Raw genomic sequence first — 17,985 nt, forward strand, 5'->3', positions numbered from 1 at the left:
AGATACATCATCTAAGCAATTTAAGAGTTTAAAGGTAAAAAAGTAATGACAAAACAAATCACATTAAAGATTAATGATGCGAAGCAAACGCTAGAAACAATTAATATTACAGCGGGCAAAAAGCAAGCGGTAGAAGTGAGCGCGAAAGGCAAAGTCAATTATCAGTTAATTGATGACCAAACAGGCTTTGGTCCTGAAAATATTATGATTAAACGTGATGGAAAAGATTTAAAAATCGCGTTTGAAGGTTCAGATATTGAAAGTCCAGATTTAATCATCAAAGATTATTATGATGAAAATGGCCAAGCAGCGGATACTAGCTTGCTTGTTGGTTTACATGAAAATGGCAACATTTACCCTTATGTGCCAGAAAGCACCTTAAAAGCGGATGCAGTAACAGAGCTTGCTGATCAAACATCAGCAGGGCAAGCATTAGGTGGCGAACCGATTGGCGCGTTATGGGCATTTAGTCCGTGGTGGTTATTAGGTTTAATCCCGCTAGCACTTGGTGGAATTGCATTGGCACATGGTGGTAAAAGTAGTAAAGATACGACTCCACCAACAGCACCTGATGTTATTGCAAACGATGACGGTAGCGTAGTGATTAATCCACCGAGAGATGCAGATACGAAAAAAGTCACAACCGAATATGTTGATGAAAATGACCAATCACATACTATCGTGGCAGAAAAAGGCAGTGATGGAAAATGGACGATTACTAACCCAAGTGATAATCCAGGTGTAACGATTGATCCAAATACTGGTGTGGTAACCATTCCAGAAGATAAAGTGAAAGATGGTTCAGATGTTACCGCACGTGGAACAGATGGAGCAGGTAACGAAGGTCCATCAGACACCGATACCGTAAAATACCCACCAGTAAAAGATGCACCAATTGTTGAAATTCAAGATGGTGGCGACAACTTACTTGGTGAAAAAGAAATTAATGATGGTGTGCAAGCGGTCATTACATTACCAAAAGGTGTAAAACCAGGTTATGTATTGAAAGTTGACGTTGACGGTGATGGTATTCCTGATATTGAGAAGCCATTAACTGCACAAGATATTGCTGATGGAAAAGTAACTGTTGATATTCCAAACAACAAATTACCTAAGAGTGGTGGTACATTAGAAGTTACTGCAAAAGTATCTACTCCAGATGGTTTAGACAGCCCGAAAGGTAACGATACTTCATTGGTAGATACCACAGCACCTAAACCAGACGTAGAAGCTAACCAAGATGGTACAGTAACAATCACGCCTATCGATCCAGATACGACAAAAGTAGACGTAGAATACAAAGATCCAGACGGCAATGACAAAACCATCACAGTTGAAAAACAACCAGATGGCACATGGGAAATCACCAATCCACAAGATAACCCAGGTGTAACCGTTGATCCGTCTACAGGTACAGTAACCATTCCAGAAGACAAAGTAAAAGATGACACACCAGTAAAAGCAACAGCAACAGATGAAGCTGGCAATACAGGTACGGATACCGACAATGCGGAAACCCCAATTGATATGACAGGCAAAGAGCCAGGTCGTGGCGCCCCAACGGTTGAAATTCAAGATGGTGGTGACGAAGTATTAAATGGTAAAGAAGTGTCAGATGGCGTGGTAGCAAAAGTTGGCTTACCAAATGATGCTCAACCAGGCGATACCTTAAAAGTAGATACCGATGGTGATGGAGAACCAGACTTTGAAAAAGTATTGACACCAGAAGATATCGCAAATGGTAGCGTAAATGTACCAGTGCCAGCGGAAGACATTCCAGCAAGTGGTGGTACGTTAAAAGTTACCGCTAAAATCACGAATCCAGATGGCGTAGATAGCCCGAAAGTGAGTGATACGGCTACAGTGGATACTACCGCACCAGGTAAACCAGATGTTGTGGCACAACCAGATGGTTCAGTAACGATTGAACCACCAGTAGATCCAGATACAACAAAAGTGGAAATCACGTACCCAGGGGAAGATGGCACAGATAAAACGATCGTGGCAGAAAAAGACCCAGCCGGAAACTGGACAATCAGCAATCCAGGAGACAATCCAGGGGTAAGCATTGATCCGAATACTGGAGTGGTAACCATTCCAGAAGATAAAGTACAAGATGACAAACCAGTAACAGCCGTTGCAACCGATGAAGCAGGTAACACTGGTGAGCCAGATACAGACAAAACGCAACCGAAATCAGATAAGCCAGCGGTAGATATCGTATCGCCGAATGCACCAGATGTTGTGGCGAATGATGATGGCAGCGTAGCTGTGAATCCACCGAAAGATGAAGACATCAAGAAAGTGACCACAGAGTATGTAGATGAAAATGATCAACCACATACTATCGTTACAGAGAAAGGTGATGATGGAAAATGGACGATTACCAACCCAGGTGATAACCCAGGTGTAACCGTAGATCCAGATACAGGTGTAGTGACCATTCCAGAAGATGTCGTGAAAGATGGTTCAGAAGTTACAGCACGTGGTACAGACGAAGCGGGTAACGAAGGCCCAGAAGATCGCGACACAGTGAAAGACCCTGCACGTGGTGCGCCAATTGTTGAAATCCAAGATGGTAACGATGGCGTATTAAATGGTGACGAAGTGGATGCAGGCGTGGTAGCGAAAGTAACCTTACCAAAAGATAACCCAGCGAAACCAGGTGATGTACTGAAAGTAGATACGGATGGAGATGGTGAGCCAGATGTAGTTCACACATTGACCCCTGAAGACATTACAAATGGTTATGTAAACATCAACGTACCAACGGAAGATGTTCCTGCAAGCGGTGGTACATTAGAAGTGACGGCTAAAATTACTAACCAAAGTGGTTTAGACAGCCCGAAAGGTAACGATACCTCATTAGTAGATACCACAGCACCTAAACCAGATGTAGAAGCTAACCAAGATGGTACAGTAACAATCACGCCTATCGATCCAGATACGACAAAAGTAGACGTAGAATACAAAGATCCAGACGGCAATGACAAAACCATCACAGTTGAAAAACAACCAGATGGCACATGGGAAATCACCAATCCACAAGATAACCCAGGTGTAACCGTTGATCCGTCTACAGGTACAGTAACCATTCCAGAAGACAAAGTAAAAGATGACACACCAGTAAAAGCAACAGCAACAGATGAAGCTGGCAATACAGGTACGGATACCGACAATGCGGAAACCCCAATTGATATGACAGGCAAAGAGCCAGGTCGTGGCGCCCCAACGGTTGAAATTCAAGATGGTGGTGACGAAGTATTAAATGGTAAAGAAGTGTCAGATGGCGTGGTAGCAAAAGTTGGCTTACCAAATGATGCTCAACCAGGCGATACCTTAAAAGTAGATACCGATGGTGATGGTGAACCAGACTTTGAAAAAGTATTGACACCAGAAGATATCGCAAATGGTAGCGTAAATGTATCAGTGCCAGCGGAAGACATTCCAGCAAGTGGTGGTACGTTAAAAGTTACCGCTAAAATCACGAATCCAGATGGCGTAGATAGCCCGAAAGTGAGTGATACCACTACAGTGGATACTACCGCACCAGGTAAACCAGATGTTGTGGCACAACCAGATGGTTCAGTAACGATTGAACCACCAGTAGATCCAGATACAACAAAAGTGGAAATCACGTACCCAGGGGAAGATGGCACAGATAAAACTATCGTGGCAGAAAAAGACCCAGCCGGAAACTGGACAATCAGCAATCCAGGAGACAATCCAGGGGTAAGCATTGATCCGAATACTGGAGTGGTGACCATTCCAGAAGATAAAGTACAAGATGACAAACCAGTAACAGCCGTTGCAACCGACGAAGCAGGCAACACTGGTGAGCCAGATACAGACAAAACGCAACCTAAATCAGATAAGCCAGCGGTAGATACCGTATCACCGAATGCGCCAGATGTTGTGGCGAATGATGATGGCAGCGTAGCTGTGAATCCACCAAAAGATGAAGACATCAAGAAAGTGACCACAGAGTATGTAGATGAAAATGATCAACCACATACTATCGTGACAGAAAAAGGTGACGATGGAAAATGGACGATTACCAACCCAGGTGATAACCCAGGTGTAACCGTAGATCCAGATACAGGTGTAGTGACCATTCCAGAAGATGTCGTGAAAGATGGTTCAGATGTTACAGCGCGTGGTACAGACGAAGCGGGTAACGAAGGTCCAGAAGATCGCGACACAGTGAAAGACCCTGCACGCGGTGCGCCAATTGTTGAAATCCAAGATGGTAACGATGGCGTATTAAATGGTGACGAAGTGGATGCTGGCGTGGTAGCGAAAGTAACCTTACCAAAAGATAACCCAGCAAAACCAGGTGATGTACTGAAAGTAGATACGGATGGAGATGGTGAGCCAGATGTAGTTCACACATTGACCCCTGAAGACATTACAAATGGTTATGTAAACATCAACGTACCAACGGAAGATGTTCCTGCGAGCGGTGGTACATTAGAAGTGACGGCTAAAATTACTAACCAAAGTGGTTTAGACAGCCCGAAAGGTAACGATACTTCATTGGTAGATACCACAGCACCTAAACCAGATGTAGAAGCTAACCAAGATGGTACAGTAACAATCACGCCTATCGATCCAGATACGACAAAAGTAGACGTAGAATACAAAGATCCAGATGGCAATGACAAAACCATCACAGTTGAAAAACAACCAGATGGCACATGGGAAATCACCAATCCACAAGATAACCCAGGTGTAACCGTTGATCCGTCTACAGGTACAGTAACCATTCCAGAAGACAAAGTAAAAGATGACACACCAGTAAAAGCAACAGCAACAGATGAAGCTGGCAATACAGGTACGGATACCGACAATGCGGAAACCCCAATTGATATGACAGGCAAAGAGCCAGGTCGTGGCGCCCCAACGGTTGAAATTCAAGATGGTGGTGACGAAGTATTAAATGGTAAAGAAGTGTCAGATGGCGTGGTAGCAAAAGTTGGCTTACCAAATGATGCTCAACCAGGCGATACCTTAAAAGTAGATACCGATGGTGATGGAGAACCAGACTTTGAAAAAGTATTGACACCAGAAGATATCGCAAATGGTAGCGTAAATGTACCAGTGCCAGCGGAAGACATTCCAGCAAGTGGTGGTACGTTAAAAGTTACCGCTAAAATCACGAATCCAGATGGCGTAGATAGCCCGAAAGTGAGTGATACGGCTACAGTGGATACTACCGCACCAGGTAAACCAGATGTTGTGGCACAACCAGATGGTTCAGTAACGATTGAACCACCAGTAGATCCAGATACAACAAAAGTGGAAATCACGTACCCAGGGGAAGATGGCACAGATAAAACGATCGTGGCAGAAAAAGACCCAGCCGGAAACTGGACAATCAGCAATCCAGGAGACAATCCAGGGGTAAGCATTGATCCGAATACTGGAGTGGTAACCATTCCAGAAGATAAAGTACAAGATGACAAACCAGTAACAGCCGTTGCAACCGATGAAGCAGGTAACACTGGTGAGCCAGATACAGACAAAACGCAACCGAAATCAGATAAGCCAGCGGTAGACACCGTATCACCGAATGCACCAGATGTTGTGGCGAATGATGATGGCAGCGTAGCTGTGAATCCACCGAAAGATGAAGACATCAAGAAAGTGACCACAGAGTATGTAGATGAAAATGATCAACCACATACTATCGTTACAGAGAAAGGTGACGATGGAAAATGGACGATTACCAACCCAGGTGATAACCCAGGTGTAACCGTAGATCCAGATACAGGTGTAGTGACGATTCCAGAAGATGTCGTGAAAGATGGTTCAGACGTTACAGCACGTGGTACAGACGAAGCGGGTAACGAAGGCCCAGAAGATCGCGACACAGCTAAATATCCACTGACTGATGCACCAAAAGTTACTATTGTAGATGGTGGTGATGATCTATTGAACGCTAAAGAAGTTTCAGATGGCGTAGTAGCTAAAGTAACTTTACCAGGTAGCGAAAAATATCCAAGTGATCACCCAGCAAAAGCAGGTGATATACTGAAAGTAGATACAGATGGTGATGGTGAGCCAGACTTCGTTAAAACATTAACCGATGAAGACATCACTAAAGGTTATGTAGATGTACCAGTACCAACGGAAGATGTACCAGCAAATGGTGGTGAATTAGTCGTAACTGCGAAAATCACGAACAAAAGTGGTTTAGACAGCGAACTGTCTGAACCAGCTAAATCAACTGTTGATACCGTTGCAAATATCAATATTACCAACATTGGTGGTGATGCAGAGCCTGCAACATCAACAGAGCCAAATGAAACACCATATGCGGTAATTCCACAAACAAAAACTGATACAGTCGTTTCTGGCACCACCACCGGTGTTGAGCAAGGTCAAGAGCTTACCCTTGTTGTCACCAAAGAAGACGGTACACAAGTAGGTAGTTATACTGCAACTGTTGATGCAAACGGAAGTTGGACAACTACGGTAACCGATCAGCTTGAACAAGATGGTCGATACACCTTTACTGCAACTGTGAAAGATCAAGCAGGTAATGTTGCGACAGATATAGATAAATCTCGTCCAAGTAATCTTGCGCCAAACGCAGTTGATGATCCGTTAGATGTTACTGAGGCAACAGGTAACACAGTAAATGTATTAACAAATGATACAGATCCTGAAAATGACACGCTTACGGTAACAGCAGCTAAAGTGGATACCGATGGCGACGGTACGCCTGATGATCTCGTGATTGGTACTGAAACTCCAATTATGAAAGATGGCAAAGAAATTGGTAAAGTAACTGTTAGCGCAAATGGTGATGTAAAAGTTGTTCCAGCAGAACACTATACCGGTGAATTGCCAGACATTACTTATACCATTACCGATACTGCGGGTAACACAGCGACTGCAACCGTTGATGTAACGAATAAGCGACCAAATGAAAATCCGACTGCTAAACCGGATACAGCAACCGGTTCGAATGGTACACCAGCAACAGGTAACCTATTAACGAACGATAGTGATCCAAACGGTGATACTCTTACTGTGACTAAAGTAACGGTTGGTGGTAAAAATATACCAATTGGTGAAGAAACTCCGATTACTGACAGCACAGGTAAGACCATTGCGAAAGTGACTGTAAATTCAGACGGTAGCTACACAGTTACCCCAGAGCCAAACTACACAGGCAAGATTCCAGAAATCAGCTACACCGTGGGCGATGGCAAAGGTGGTACGGCGAACAGCACGTTAACAGTAGAAAATACGAATCCTAATACAGCACCAGTGGCGAAAAATGATACGGATGAAGCAACCACAGCTAATCCAGCTATAGGTAACCTGAAGGATAACGATAGTGATATAAATGGTGATACTCTCACCGTGAAGAGCGCGAAAGTGGATACCAACGGAGATGGTACGCCAGATGACTTGACGTTAGGTACAGCAACGGCAATCACGGATAATACAGGTAAGCAAATTGCAACCGTAACCGTAAATACTGACGGTACTTACACTGTAACGCCAGTAGCTGGCTATCGTGGTGATTTACCAACGATTACTTATACGGTAACAGATGGTAAAGACACGAACAATACCAGCAACGAGGCAACGCTGACAGTAACTAACAACAATCCGAATGATAAGCCAGTAGCCACAGCGGATACAGGTAACGGTACAACCACTAACCCTGCAAAAGGTAACGTATTAACGAACGATACCGATCCAAACGGTGATACCTTGAAGGTAACGGGGGCAACAGTGGACGGTAAGCCAATTACTATCGGCACGGAAACGCCAATTACTGATAGCACAGGTAAAACCATTGCGAATGTAACTGTTAATGCAGATGGTACATATACGGTCACTCCTGCTGCAGACTACTATGGTGAGATCCCGCCAATCACTTATACCGTAAGTGATGGCAAAGGTGGTACCACGGACAGTACTTTAACCGTAACTAACGGTAATAAGCCGCCAGTATCTATTGATATCGATACCATTGCGGGTGAAAGCCAAAAACCAATTGGTACAGATGCAGATAACTATGCGACCATTACCAAAGCTGATAAAGACGCTGGCTACACCATTAGTGGTACAGCTACCGGCTTAGATGGTCAGCAAGTTACCGTTACCGTCACTAAAGATGGTGAATCATCGGCAACCATTACCAAAACCGCAACGGTAACAGACGGTAAATGGTCAGTGCCTGTTGATGCAGGAACAAGTATTGGTAACGACACAGGCGTAAGTGTAAAAGCTGAAGCGACCAGTGCCACAGGTACAAAAGTCGAAGATGTTGACACTGCCAAAGCTGATGATTTAGCCGAAATTACCATTACAGGTGTTTCTACAGGATCGTCAGGAACAGGAACAGGTGCTGCTAATACTATCGATGTGGCTAATATTAATGAAGGTTATTACGACAATACTGGCTATACAAAATATGTAGGCTCAAGTAATAACGATACTATTAATTTAGCGGATACCGTTGTCGGTGATGTTGCCATTATTGATACCGCTGGAGACAACACTATCACAGGTAAACAAATTGGTGGTAACACCAGTATCTTACTTGGTAATGGTAATGATACGATTACATTAGATAGTGCGGTTACAGGAGAAAAAACCGCTAACCGTAGCCCATATGTCTATGTTGATACGCTAGGTGAAGATATTGCAGGTGATTCAAGCCTAAGCAGTTTAGGACTAGATGGTAGATATACTGATTTGAATACACAAGCAAAAGACTACTATGCAGCGCAAGCACCAGTGTTAGGGTTGTTAAGTAGAAACAATAGCTTACCGTATCAAGATGTATTGGGTCGCCCACAGATTGCACTAGGTAAAGTAGCGGGTGATGCTCCAGTTGATAGAACGCCTGCACCAATTACTGCGGTGAATGGTACGGTACAAGATGTTGAAGCAGGTCGTGAAGTAACAGTAACGATTACCAATAGCACAGGTACTGCTGTGCATACAGGTAAAACGACAGTTCACAACGATCTTACTTGGACGCTTGATGTGACTTCAGCTAACTTAGATACAACACAAACCTATACGGTGAAAGCAGATGTAACAGATATCGCGACCAACCCAGCTTCAAATACTTATACTTTAGCTGCAAGTGGTGGTAGTGCCGGAGCGGTTGAGCAAAATAGCTTAACGGTTAACGGAGATGTTAAAGACTATGCTATTCGTGGTAGTGATGGTGAAGATACCATCAGTGTTGGTAGCTTGAGCTCTGGTAATATCTTTACTGAAGCAGGTAACGATACGGTTACCGTTGGCACTTGGAAAGGTGCTGCTGCGCCGCAAACTGGCACCTCGATTTTTACTGCAGATGGTGATGATACAATTACAATCAACTCTGCAAATGTAGGTACAGTCGATGGTGGTATTAGTGCTAATATCGGTAGCGTAATTGATGGTGGTAATGGACACGATCTATTAGAGTTAGGCAGTGATGTGAAAGCGATCCTATTCTCAACATCATTGACAACGGGTAGATCTACTCCAGAAGCATCTGAAGCAATCAAAGTTTATAATGTTGAAGAAATTAATCTTTCTGGTTCAAATAATAAACTGATTGTTGCTGCACCTTCTGATATGGCTTCTTTCAAAGGCATTATGGGTAGTGATCATATTGATATCTTCGGAGAATCAGGTAACACAGTTCAGCTGAAGAGTGGTTGGGTCGCAGGTGGAACAGCCTCTCATACAACGGAGTCTGGACATACCTATGATGCTCAAGCGTATAGTTACAATGGTATGACCTTGTATATTGATACCGATATTAGCGTGTCAATTATCTAAGTACCATTTATCTTCGTGTAATAAAAGCCCACTCCGGTGGGCTTTTTTATTGCTTCTCTTATTGCTAAGCCAATAATCATCGCAAAACTATACTTATTATTCTGTAGCCAGTTATGTTTTGACAAAAAAGGTTCTCAATTTAAACTAAATCAAAGGCTCATTCAGTTTTGCTAAATAAATTACCTTATAAGTAGCTACAAAAGTGCGGGAGGAATTTGGAGGATTTTTCAAAAAATCTTATAATCTTTATAATTTTTGTTAAATGTTTGTAAACACCTTTTAATAGTTGTAAAATAGCTCAGATATAAGTATCTAGTAATCTCTAGTGGTTTAGTTTTGCATAAAAATTAAACTTGATTTTAACTTAATAAATAAGGAAAAGACTATGTCAGAAATGTTGACAAATGACGTAGATCCGATCGAAACCAACGATTGGTTATTGGCGATCGATTCAGTAATTCGTGAAGAAGGTGTGGAAAGAGCACAGTTTATCATTGAACAATTAATGCAACATGCTCGTGCAAATGCAGTATCCTTGCCAACAGGGGTAACCACGGATTATATTAATACTATTCCCGTTGAAGAAGAGCCAAATTACCCAGGTAATTTAGATCTTGAACGCCGTATTCGTAGTGCGATTCGTTGGAATGCGATTATGATGGTATTAAGAGCATCTAAAAAAGATTTAGAGCTTGGCGGTCATATGTCTTCTTTCCAATCTTCTGCAACTATCTATGAAGTTTGTTTCAACCATTTCTTTAAAGCGCGTAGCGAAAAAAATGGTGGCGATTTAGTTTTCTTCCAAGGGCATATTTCTCCGGGGATTTATGCACGTGCTTTTGTTGAAGGCCGTTTAACCGAAGAACAATTAGATAATTTCCGTCAAGAAGTTCACGGAAAAGGGCTTTCTTCTTACCCACACCCTAAATTAATGCCTGAGTTCTGGCAATTCCCTACTGTATCAATGGGGCTTGGGCCGTTGAATGCCATTTATCAAGCACGTTTCTTAAAATACTTACATAACCGTGGCTTAAAAGACACTACAGATCAAACCGTTTATGCATTCTTAGGTGATGGCGAAATGGACGAAGTGGAATCTCGTGGTGGGCTTGCTTTTGCTGCGCGTGAAAAATTAGATAACCTTGTTTTCGTAATCAACTGTAACTTACAACGTCTAGATGGCCCTGTAACAGGTAATGGTAAAATCATTCAAGAATTAGAAGCGCAATTTAATGGTTGTGGCTGGGAAGTGATTAAAGTTATTTGGGGACGCCGTTGGGATCGTTTATTACAACGTGATACATCAGGTAAATTATTACAATTAATGATGGAAGTAGTTGATGGTGACTATCAAACATTTAAAGCTAAAGACGGTGCTTATGTTCGTAAACACTTCTTTGGTCGTTACCCTGAAACTGAAGCATTAGTGGCAGAAATGACCGATGATGAAATCTGGGCATTAAACCGTGGTGGTCACGATCCATTAAAAGTTTTCGCTGCATTTAATAAAGCAAAACAAGTTAAAGACAAACCTGTTGTGTTGTTAGTGAAAACCATCAAAGGTTATGGTATGGGTGAGGCTGCTGAAGGTAAAAACATTGCTCACCAAGTTAAGAAAATGGATATGTCTGGCGTTAAACACGTTCGCGATCGTTTCAGTATCCCTGTTTCTGATGAAGATATCGAAAAATTACCATACATCAAATTTGAAGAAGGGTCTGAAGAGTATAAATATCTACACCAACGCCGTGAAGCATTAAATGGTTATTTGCCAACCCGAGTTCGCCGTTTTAGCCAAGCACTTGAAGTTCCTGCTTTGGACGATTTTGCGCAATTATTTGAAGCTCAATCTCGTCCAATTTCAACTACAATGGCGTTTGTTCGTTCATTAAACGTATTATTGAAAAACAAATCTGTGGGCAAACACATTGTGCCAATTATTGCAGATGAAGCGCGTACTTTCGGTATGGAAGGATTATTCCGTCAAATTGGTATCTATAATCCGCACGGACAAAATTACACCCCACAAGATCGCGAACAAGTGTCTTATTATCGTGAAGCCATTGATGGCCAAGTATTGCAAGAGGGGATTAATGAGCAAGGTGCAACTGCCTCTTGGATTGCAGCAGCAACGTCTTACAGCACGAACGATGTACCAATGATTCCATTCTTTGTGTATTACTCTATGTTTGGTTTCCAACGTGTTGGTGATTTAATGTGGCTAGCGGGTGACCAACGTGCACGCGGCTTTATGATTGGTGGAACATCAGGTCGTACAACACTAAATGGTGAAGGATTACAACACGAAGATGGTCATAGCCATATTCAGTCAGCGGTAATTCCAAACTGTATTTCTTATGATCCAGCTTTTGCTTTTGAAGTTGCTGTGATTATTCAAGATGGTGTGCGTCGTATGTATGGCCCAGAGCAAGAAGATGTGTACTACTACATTACAACCTTAAACGAAACCTATGATCAACCAGCAATGCCAAAAGGTGCAGAAGAAGGTATCCGTAAAGGTATCTATAAATTTGAAACAGTAACCGGTCAAGGTAAAGGTAAGGTGCAATTATTAGGTTCAGGAGCGATTTTACGCCACGTTCGTGATGCAGCAAAATTACTTGCTGATGACTTTGGTGTAACGTCTGATGTGTATAGTGTGACTTCATTTACTGAAGTGGCGCGTGATGGTGCTGATGCTGAACGTTGGAACTTATTACATCCTGAAGCAGAGGCGAAAACAGCATATATCGCTCAAGTGATGAACGATGCACCAGCTGTAGCTGCGACAGATTATATTAAGCTTTATGCGGAACAGGTTCGTGCTTATGTACCAGCACAAAGCTATTGCGTTTTAGGAACGGACGGTTTTGGTCGTTCTGATAGTCGCGAAAACTTACGCGAGCATTTTGAAGTCAATGCACATTACGTTGTGATCGCTGCATTAGCTGAACTTGTTAAACAAGGTACACTAGATAAAAAAGTTGTGGCACAAGCAATTGCTAAATATGGCATTGATGCAGATAAAATTAACCCACTTTACGCATAATTAACATCGCTCCTCTTGCTTTGGCGAGGGGAGTTTTGAGGAAAAAAGAAAATGGCTAAAGAAATTCAAATTCCAGATATTGGTAGCGATGAAGTAACCGTTACTGAAGTGATGGTAAAAGCTGGTGATTCGGTTGAAGTTGATCAATCCGTAATTAATGTTGAAGGTGATAAAGCCTCAATGGAAGTGCCTTCACCAGAAGCAGGTGTAATTAAAGAAGTATTAGTAAAAGTTGGTGATAAAGTTTCAACTGGTACACCAATGTTTATTTTAGAAGGTGCAGCAGCTGCACCAGCACCAGCAGCTGAAGAGAAAGCAGCACCTGCTGCGCCACAAAGTGCGGGTGGTTCTGTGATTGAAATTCACGTTCCAGATATTGGTGGTGATGAAGTAAACGTAACTGAAATTTTAGTAAACGTAGGCGATAGCGTTGCAGAAGAGCAATCTATCTTAAACGTAGAAGGCGATAAGGCTTCAATGGAAGTGCCTGCGCCTGTGGCTGGTGTGGTAAAAGAAATTCTTATCAAAGTTGGTGATAAAGTTTCAACAGGTTCATTAGTAATGAAATTTGAAACCACTGCCGCAGCGCCAGCAGCTCAACCAGCTGCTGAAGCGCCAGCCGCACCTGCAGCAGTATCAGGCGGAGTACAAGATGTTCACGTTCCAGATATTGGCGGTGATGAAGTAAACGTTACTGAAATTATGGTTGCTGTGGGCGATAGCGTTTCTGAAGAGCAATCATTAATCACCGTTGAAGGCGACAAAGCTTCAATGGAAGTGCCAGCACCGTTTGCCGGTGTAGTGAAAGAAATCTTAGTGAAATCAGGGGATAAAGTTTCAACTGGTTCATTAATTATGCGTTTTGAAGTGGCAGGTTCAGCGCCTGTAGCTCCAGCGGCTCAACCAGCAGCGACAGCACCTGCACAAACTCAAGCGGCTGCACCTGTTGCGCCAGCACAACCAGCTCAATCTGCTAACCAAGCGGAAGTAACCTCAAGCGCAAGTTTTGCTCACGCAACGCCTGTGGTTCGCCGTTTAGCCCGTGAGTTTGGGGTAAACCTAGATAAAGTGAAAGGAACAGGTCGTAAAGGTCGTATCCTGAAAGAAGACGTTCAAGCCTATGTAAAAGCAGCAGTGAAAGCGGTAGAAAGCGGTTCTGTATCAACAGCATCAACAGGTGCAGCGAATGGTGCAGGTTTAGGCTTACTCCCTTGGCCGAAAGTAGACTTCAGCAAATTCGGTGAAGTAGAACAAGTTGAATTAGGTCGTATCCAAAAAATCTCTGGTGCGAACTTACACCGTAACTGGGTGATGATTCCACACGTTACACAATGGGATAAAGCAGACATCACTGGTTTAGAACAATTCCGTAAAGAGCAAAACGTACTTGCGGAAAAACAAAAACTTGATGTAAAAATCACCCCACTTGTGTTTATTATGAAAGCAGTAGCGAAAGCCTTAGAAGCTTACCCACGCTTTAATAGCTCATTATCTGAAGATGCACAAAGCTTGATCTTGAAAAAATACATCAACATTGGCGTAGCGGTAGATACACCAAACGGCTTAGTTGTGCCTGTATTTAAAGATGTAAACAAAAAAGGCATCATTGAGCTTTCGCGTGAATTAGCGGAAATCTCGAAAAAAGCGCGTGCAGGTAAATTAACTGCATCTGATATGCAAGGTGGCTGTTTCACCATTTCAAGCCTAGGTGGTATTGGTGGTACACAATTTACCCCTATCGTGAATGCGCCAGAAGTGGCTATTTTAGGTGTGTCTAAATCTGAAATGACTCCAGTGTGGAACGGTAAAGAATTCACCCCACGCTTAATGTTACCATTATCACTCTCTTACGATCACCGCGTGATCGACGGAGCAGATGGTGCAAGATTTATCACCTTCATCAATGGCGTATTAAGCGATCTTCGCCGTTTAGTAATGTAATTTCCTTAGCGTTTCTCATTGATAATGGGAAACGCGGTTTAGTTAAAGTGCGGTGTAAAAATCGCAATAATTTAACGAGGTAAAAAATGAATAAAGAGATTAAAACACAAGTTGTTGTACTTGGTGCTGGCCCTGCAGGTTATTCTGCAGCATTCCGTTGTGCGGATTTAGGCTTGGACACTGTGATCGTTGAGCGCTATTCGACGCTGGGTGGGGTATGTTTAAACGTGGGATGTATCCCATCTAAAGCATTATTGCACGTTGCGAAAGTGATTGAGGAAGCAAAATCTTTAGCTGAACACGGTATTGTATTTGGTGAGCCTCATACTGATATTGACAAAATCCGTGGCTGGAAAGAAAAAGTAATCAACCAATTAACAGGCGGTTTAGCTGGAATGGCTAAAATGCGTAAAGTGCAAGTGGTAAACGGTTATGGCAAATTCTCAGGGCCTAACACGATTATTGTTGCAGGTGAAGAGGGGGAAACGACTATTCATTTTGATAATGCGATTATCGCTGCAGGTTCACGCCCAATTCAATTACCATTTATTCCACACGAAGATCCACGTATTTGGGATTCGACTGATGCTCTCAAATTAAAAGAGGTGCCACAAAACCTATTAATTATGGGCGGTGGTATCATTGGTCTTGAAATGGGTACGGTATATCACTCACTCGGATCGAATATCGATGTGGTAGAGATGTTTGATCAAGTGATCCCTGCTGCGGATAAAGACATTGTTCAAATTTACACTAAACGTATCGAGAAAAAATTCAACTTATTACTTGAAACCAAAGTAACCGCAGTTGAAGCGAAAGAAGACGGTATCTATGTGTCAATGGAAGGCAAAGCTGCAAATGAAACTCGCCGTTATGACGCCGTGTTAGTGGCAATCGGTCGTACACCAAATGGTAAATTGATCGATGCAAATGTAGCTGGCGTAGAAGTGGACGATCGTGGCTTTATCCATACAGATAAACAGATGCGTACCAACGTACCACATATTTTCGCGATTGGTGATATTGTTGGACAACCAATGCTTGCTCACAAAGGCGTACACGAAGGCCACGTTGCAGCAGAAGTTATCGCAGGACAAAAACACTATTTCGATCCGAAAGTGATCCCATCTATCGCATACACTGAGCCAGAAGTGGCTTGGGTCGGTAAAACCGAAAAAGAATGTAAAGCTGAAGGCATTAACTACGAAGTGGCGAAATTCCCTTGGGCAGCCTCAGGTCGTGCTATTGCCTCTGACTGTGCAGATGGTTTAACCAAATTGATCTTTGATAAAGATACTCACCGCATTATCGGTGGGGCGATTGTAGGAACAAACGGTGGTGAATTGCTAGGTGAAATTGGGCTTGCCATTGAAATGGGGTGTGATGCTGAAGATCTTGCATTAACCATCCACGCTCACCCAACCTTACACGAATCTGTGGGCTTAGCGGCAGAAGTGTTTGAAGGTTCAATCACTGATTTGCCAAATCCAAAAGCGAAAAAGAAAAAATAATTTCTAGACAAATTATATAATAAATAAAAAGCTAAGTAAGATTTCTTATTTAGCTTTTTTATTATCTAACGGTTTGTCAGCGTTGCATTATTAGTTAAAATCTATTAGAATCATAGCGTTTTACTCTTAAACTTGAAAGAGTAAAAGTTAACATAATTAATACTACTCTAGGTTTTATGTAAGTAGATTTTAAGTTTAATTTATTAGAAGGAATTGTATTATTAAAACAGTAAAACGTGTCCAAACCAACCGTGCACATCGTTTAAATGATGAGATTCGTGGTGTAAAAGAGGTTCGTTTAACAGATAAAGATGGCGAACAACTCGGTATCGTGTCTATTCAAGAAGCATTAGCAAAAGCCGATGAGGTTGAGCTAGACTTAGTTGAGATTAGTCCTAATGCTGAACCGCCAGTTTGTCGTATTATGAATTATGGTAAATTTATATACGAGAAAGAAAAAGCAGCGAAAGAACAAAAGAAAAAACAAAAAGTTGTTCAAGTTAAAGAAATTAAATTCCGTCCAGGAACAGATGAAGGTGATTACCAGGTTAAATTACGTAACATCTTACGATTCTTGGAAGATGGCGACAAAGTAAAAATTACTGTGCGTTTCCGTGGACGTGAAATGGCACACCAAGATATTGGTTTAAATGTGCTAGATCGTGTTAAAGAAGATACTTCAGAAATTGCAATGATTGAGTCAGCACCAGGCAAATTAGAAGGCCGACAAGCTGTAATGGTAATTGCACCGAAGAAAAAATAATTTTATTTCTTGCTTAAAGCAGATGGATCTTATAGAATTCGTCTGCTTTTTCTTGCAGAAAGCGAAGTGATAATCAGGTAAACTACGCAACCTGATTTCCTTGAGAATGATAGCCTCGGCTAGCTAATAGAAATAATTAGTGCTTTACAAGTAATTTATTATTTATTTTATAAATTCGCCTAATTATCCAACCTAAACTTAAACAATGCGGAGTTATTTAAACAATGCCTAAAATCAAAACAGTACGTGGTGCTGCGAAGCGTTTCAAGAAAACAGCTTCTGGCGGTTTTAAACGTAAACAATCTCACTTACGTCATATTTTGACTAAGAAAACCACTAAACGTAAACGTCATCTACGTCATAAATCAATGGTTGCGAAAGCAGACCAAGTTTTAGTTGTAGCCTGCTTGCCATACGCATAAGCGTAAACAAGTAAAGCGTACGTCAAGTGAATTTTAGTTAATAATATTGTATAGGAGATTAAATAATGGCTCGTGTAAAACGTGGTGTTATTGCAAGAGCTCGCCATAAGAAAGTTCTTAAGGCAGCTAAAGGTTATTATGGTGCGCGTTCGCGTGTTTATCGCGTTGCGTTCCAAGCTGTAATTAAAGCAGGTCAATATGCTTATCGCGACCGCCGTCAACGTAAACGTCAATTCCGTCAATTATGGATTGCGCGTATCAATGCTGCGGCACGTCAAAATGGCTTATCTTACAGTAAATTTATCAACGGCTTGAAAAAAGCATCTGTTGAAATCGATCGTAAGATCCTTGCTGATATTGCAGTATTCGACAAAGTTGCATTTGCAGCATTAGTTGAAAAAGCAAAATCTGCGCTTTAATTTTAAAGACTGATTATAAGGGACGCTACATAGCGTCCTTTTTCTTATAAGCCAATTTTGCTGCTCAAATACA

General features: G+C 42.1%; 7 protein-coding genes. All 7 read left to right on the forward strand.

The features are described 5' to 3' along the window. Window positions 1-45: 45 nt before the first annotated feature. The 7 genes from L5B71_RS01755 to rplT all read left to right on the forward strand — a co-directional run bounded on the left by L5B71_RS01755 (window position 46) and on the right by rplT (window position 17,912). The gene (locus tag L5B71_RS01755; protein ID WP_265756614.1) at window positions 46-9,807 is read left to right on the forward strand and encodes an Ig-like domain-containing protein; all 9,762 of its coding nucleotides are present in this window, start codon (window positions 46-48) and stop codon (window positions 9,805-9,807) included. 385 nt (window positions 9,808-10,192) lie between these two features. After that, window positions 10,193-12,856: a pyruvate dehydrogenase (acetyl-transferring), homodimeric type gene (aceE, locus tag L5B71_RS01760; RefSeq protein WP_265756615.1), complete on the forward strand. Its 2,664-nt coding sequence runs from the start codon at window positions 10,193-10,195 to the stop codon at window positions 12,854-12,856. Between the two features lie 51 nt (window positions 12,857-12,907). After that, the gene (gene aceF, locus L5B71_RS01765) at window positions 12,908-14,797 is read left to right on the forward strand and encodes a pyruvate dehydrogenase complex dihydrolipoyllysine-residue acetyltransferase (RefSeq protein WP_265756616.1); all 1,890 of its coding nucleotides are present in this window, start codon (window positions 12,908-12,910) and stop codon (window positions 14,795-14,797) included. Between the two features lie 86 nt (window positions 14,798-14,883). Then, entirely contained in the window at window positions 14,884-16,308 is a 1,425-nt protein-coding gene (gene lpdA, locus L5B71_RS01770; RefSeq protein ID WP_265756617.1) for a dihydrolipoyl dehydrogenase, read from the forward strand. A 220-nt stretch (window positions 16,309-16,528) separates the two neighbouring features. After that, a complete protein-coding gene (gene infC, locus L5B71_RS01775) occupies window positions 16,529-17,071 on the forward strand; it encodes a translation initiation factor IF-3 (protein ID WP_265757764.1) in 543 nt (180 codons plus the stop codon). 224 nt (window positions 17,072-17,295) lie between these two features. Next, window positions 17,296-17,493, forward strand: coding sequence for a 50S ribosomal protein L35 (gene rpmI / locus L5B71_RS01780; protein WP_005596065.1), 198 nt, complete (start codon window positions 17,296-17,298; stop codon window positions 17,491-17,493). Between the two features lie 65 nt (window positions 17,494-17,558). Next, on the forward strand, window positions 17,559-17,912 hold the full coding sequence (gene rplT / locus L5B71_RS01785) for a 50S ribosomal protein L20 (protein ID WP_005596075.1): 354 nt from the start codon (window positions 17,559-17,561) through the stop codon (window positions 17,910-17,912). Window positions 17,913-17,985 lie beyond the last annotated feature (73 nt).

Source organism: Avibacterium sp. 21-586, assembly GCF_026226775.1.
Lineage (GTDB): Bacteria > Pseudomonadota > Gammaproteobacteria > Enterobacterales > Pasteurellaceae > Avibacterium.

Coding starts and splice junctions, on each gene's coding strand:
- lpdA (WP_265756617.1), top strand. CDS start 14,884: ATGAATAAAGAGATTAAAACACAAGTTGTTGTACTTGGTGCTGGCCCT.
- rplT (WP_005596075.1), top strand. CDS start 17,559: ATGGCTCGTGTAAAACGTGGTGTTATTGCAAGAGCTCGCCATAAGAAA.
- aceF (WP_265756616.1), top strand. CDS start 12,908: ATGGCTAAAGAAATTCAAATTCCAGATATTGGTAGCGATGAAGTAACC.
- L5B71_RS01755 (WP_265756614.1), top strand. CDS start 46: ATGACAAAACAAATCACATTAAAGATTAATGATGCGAAGCAAACGCTA.
- rpmI (WP_005596065.1), top strand. CDS start 17,296: ATGCCTAAAATCAAAACAGTACGTGGTGCTGCGAAGCGTTTCAAGAAA.
- aceE (WP_265756615.1), top strand. CDS start 10,193: ATGTCAGAAATGTTGACAAATGACGTAGATCCGATCGAAACCAACGAT.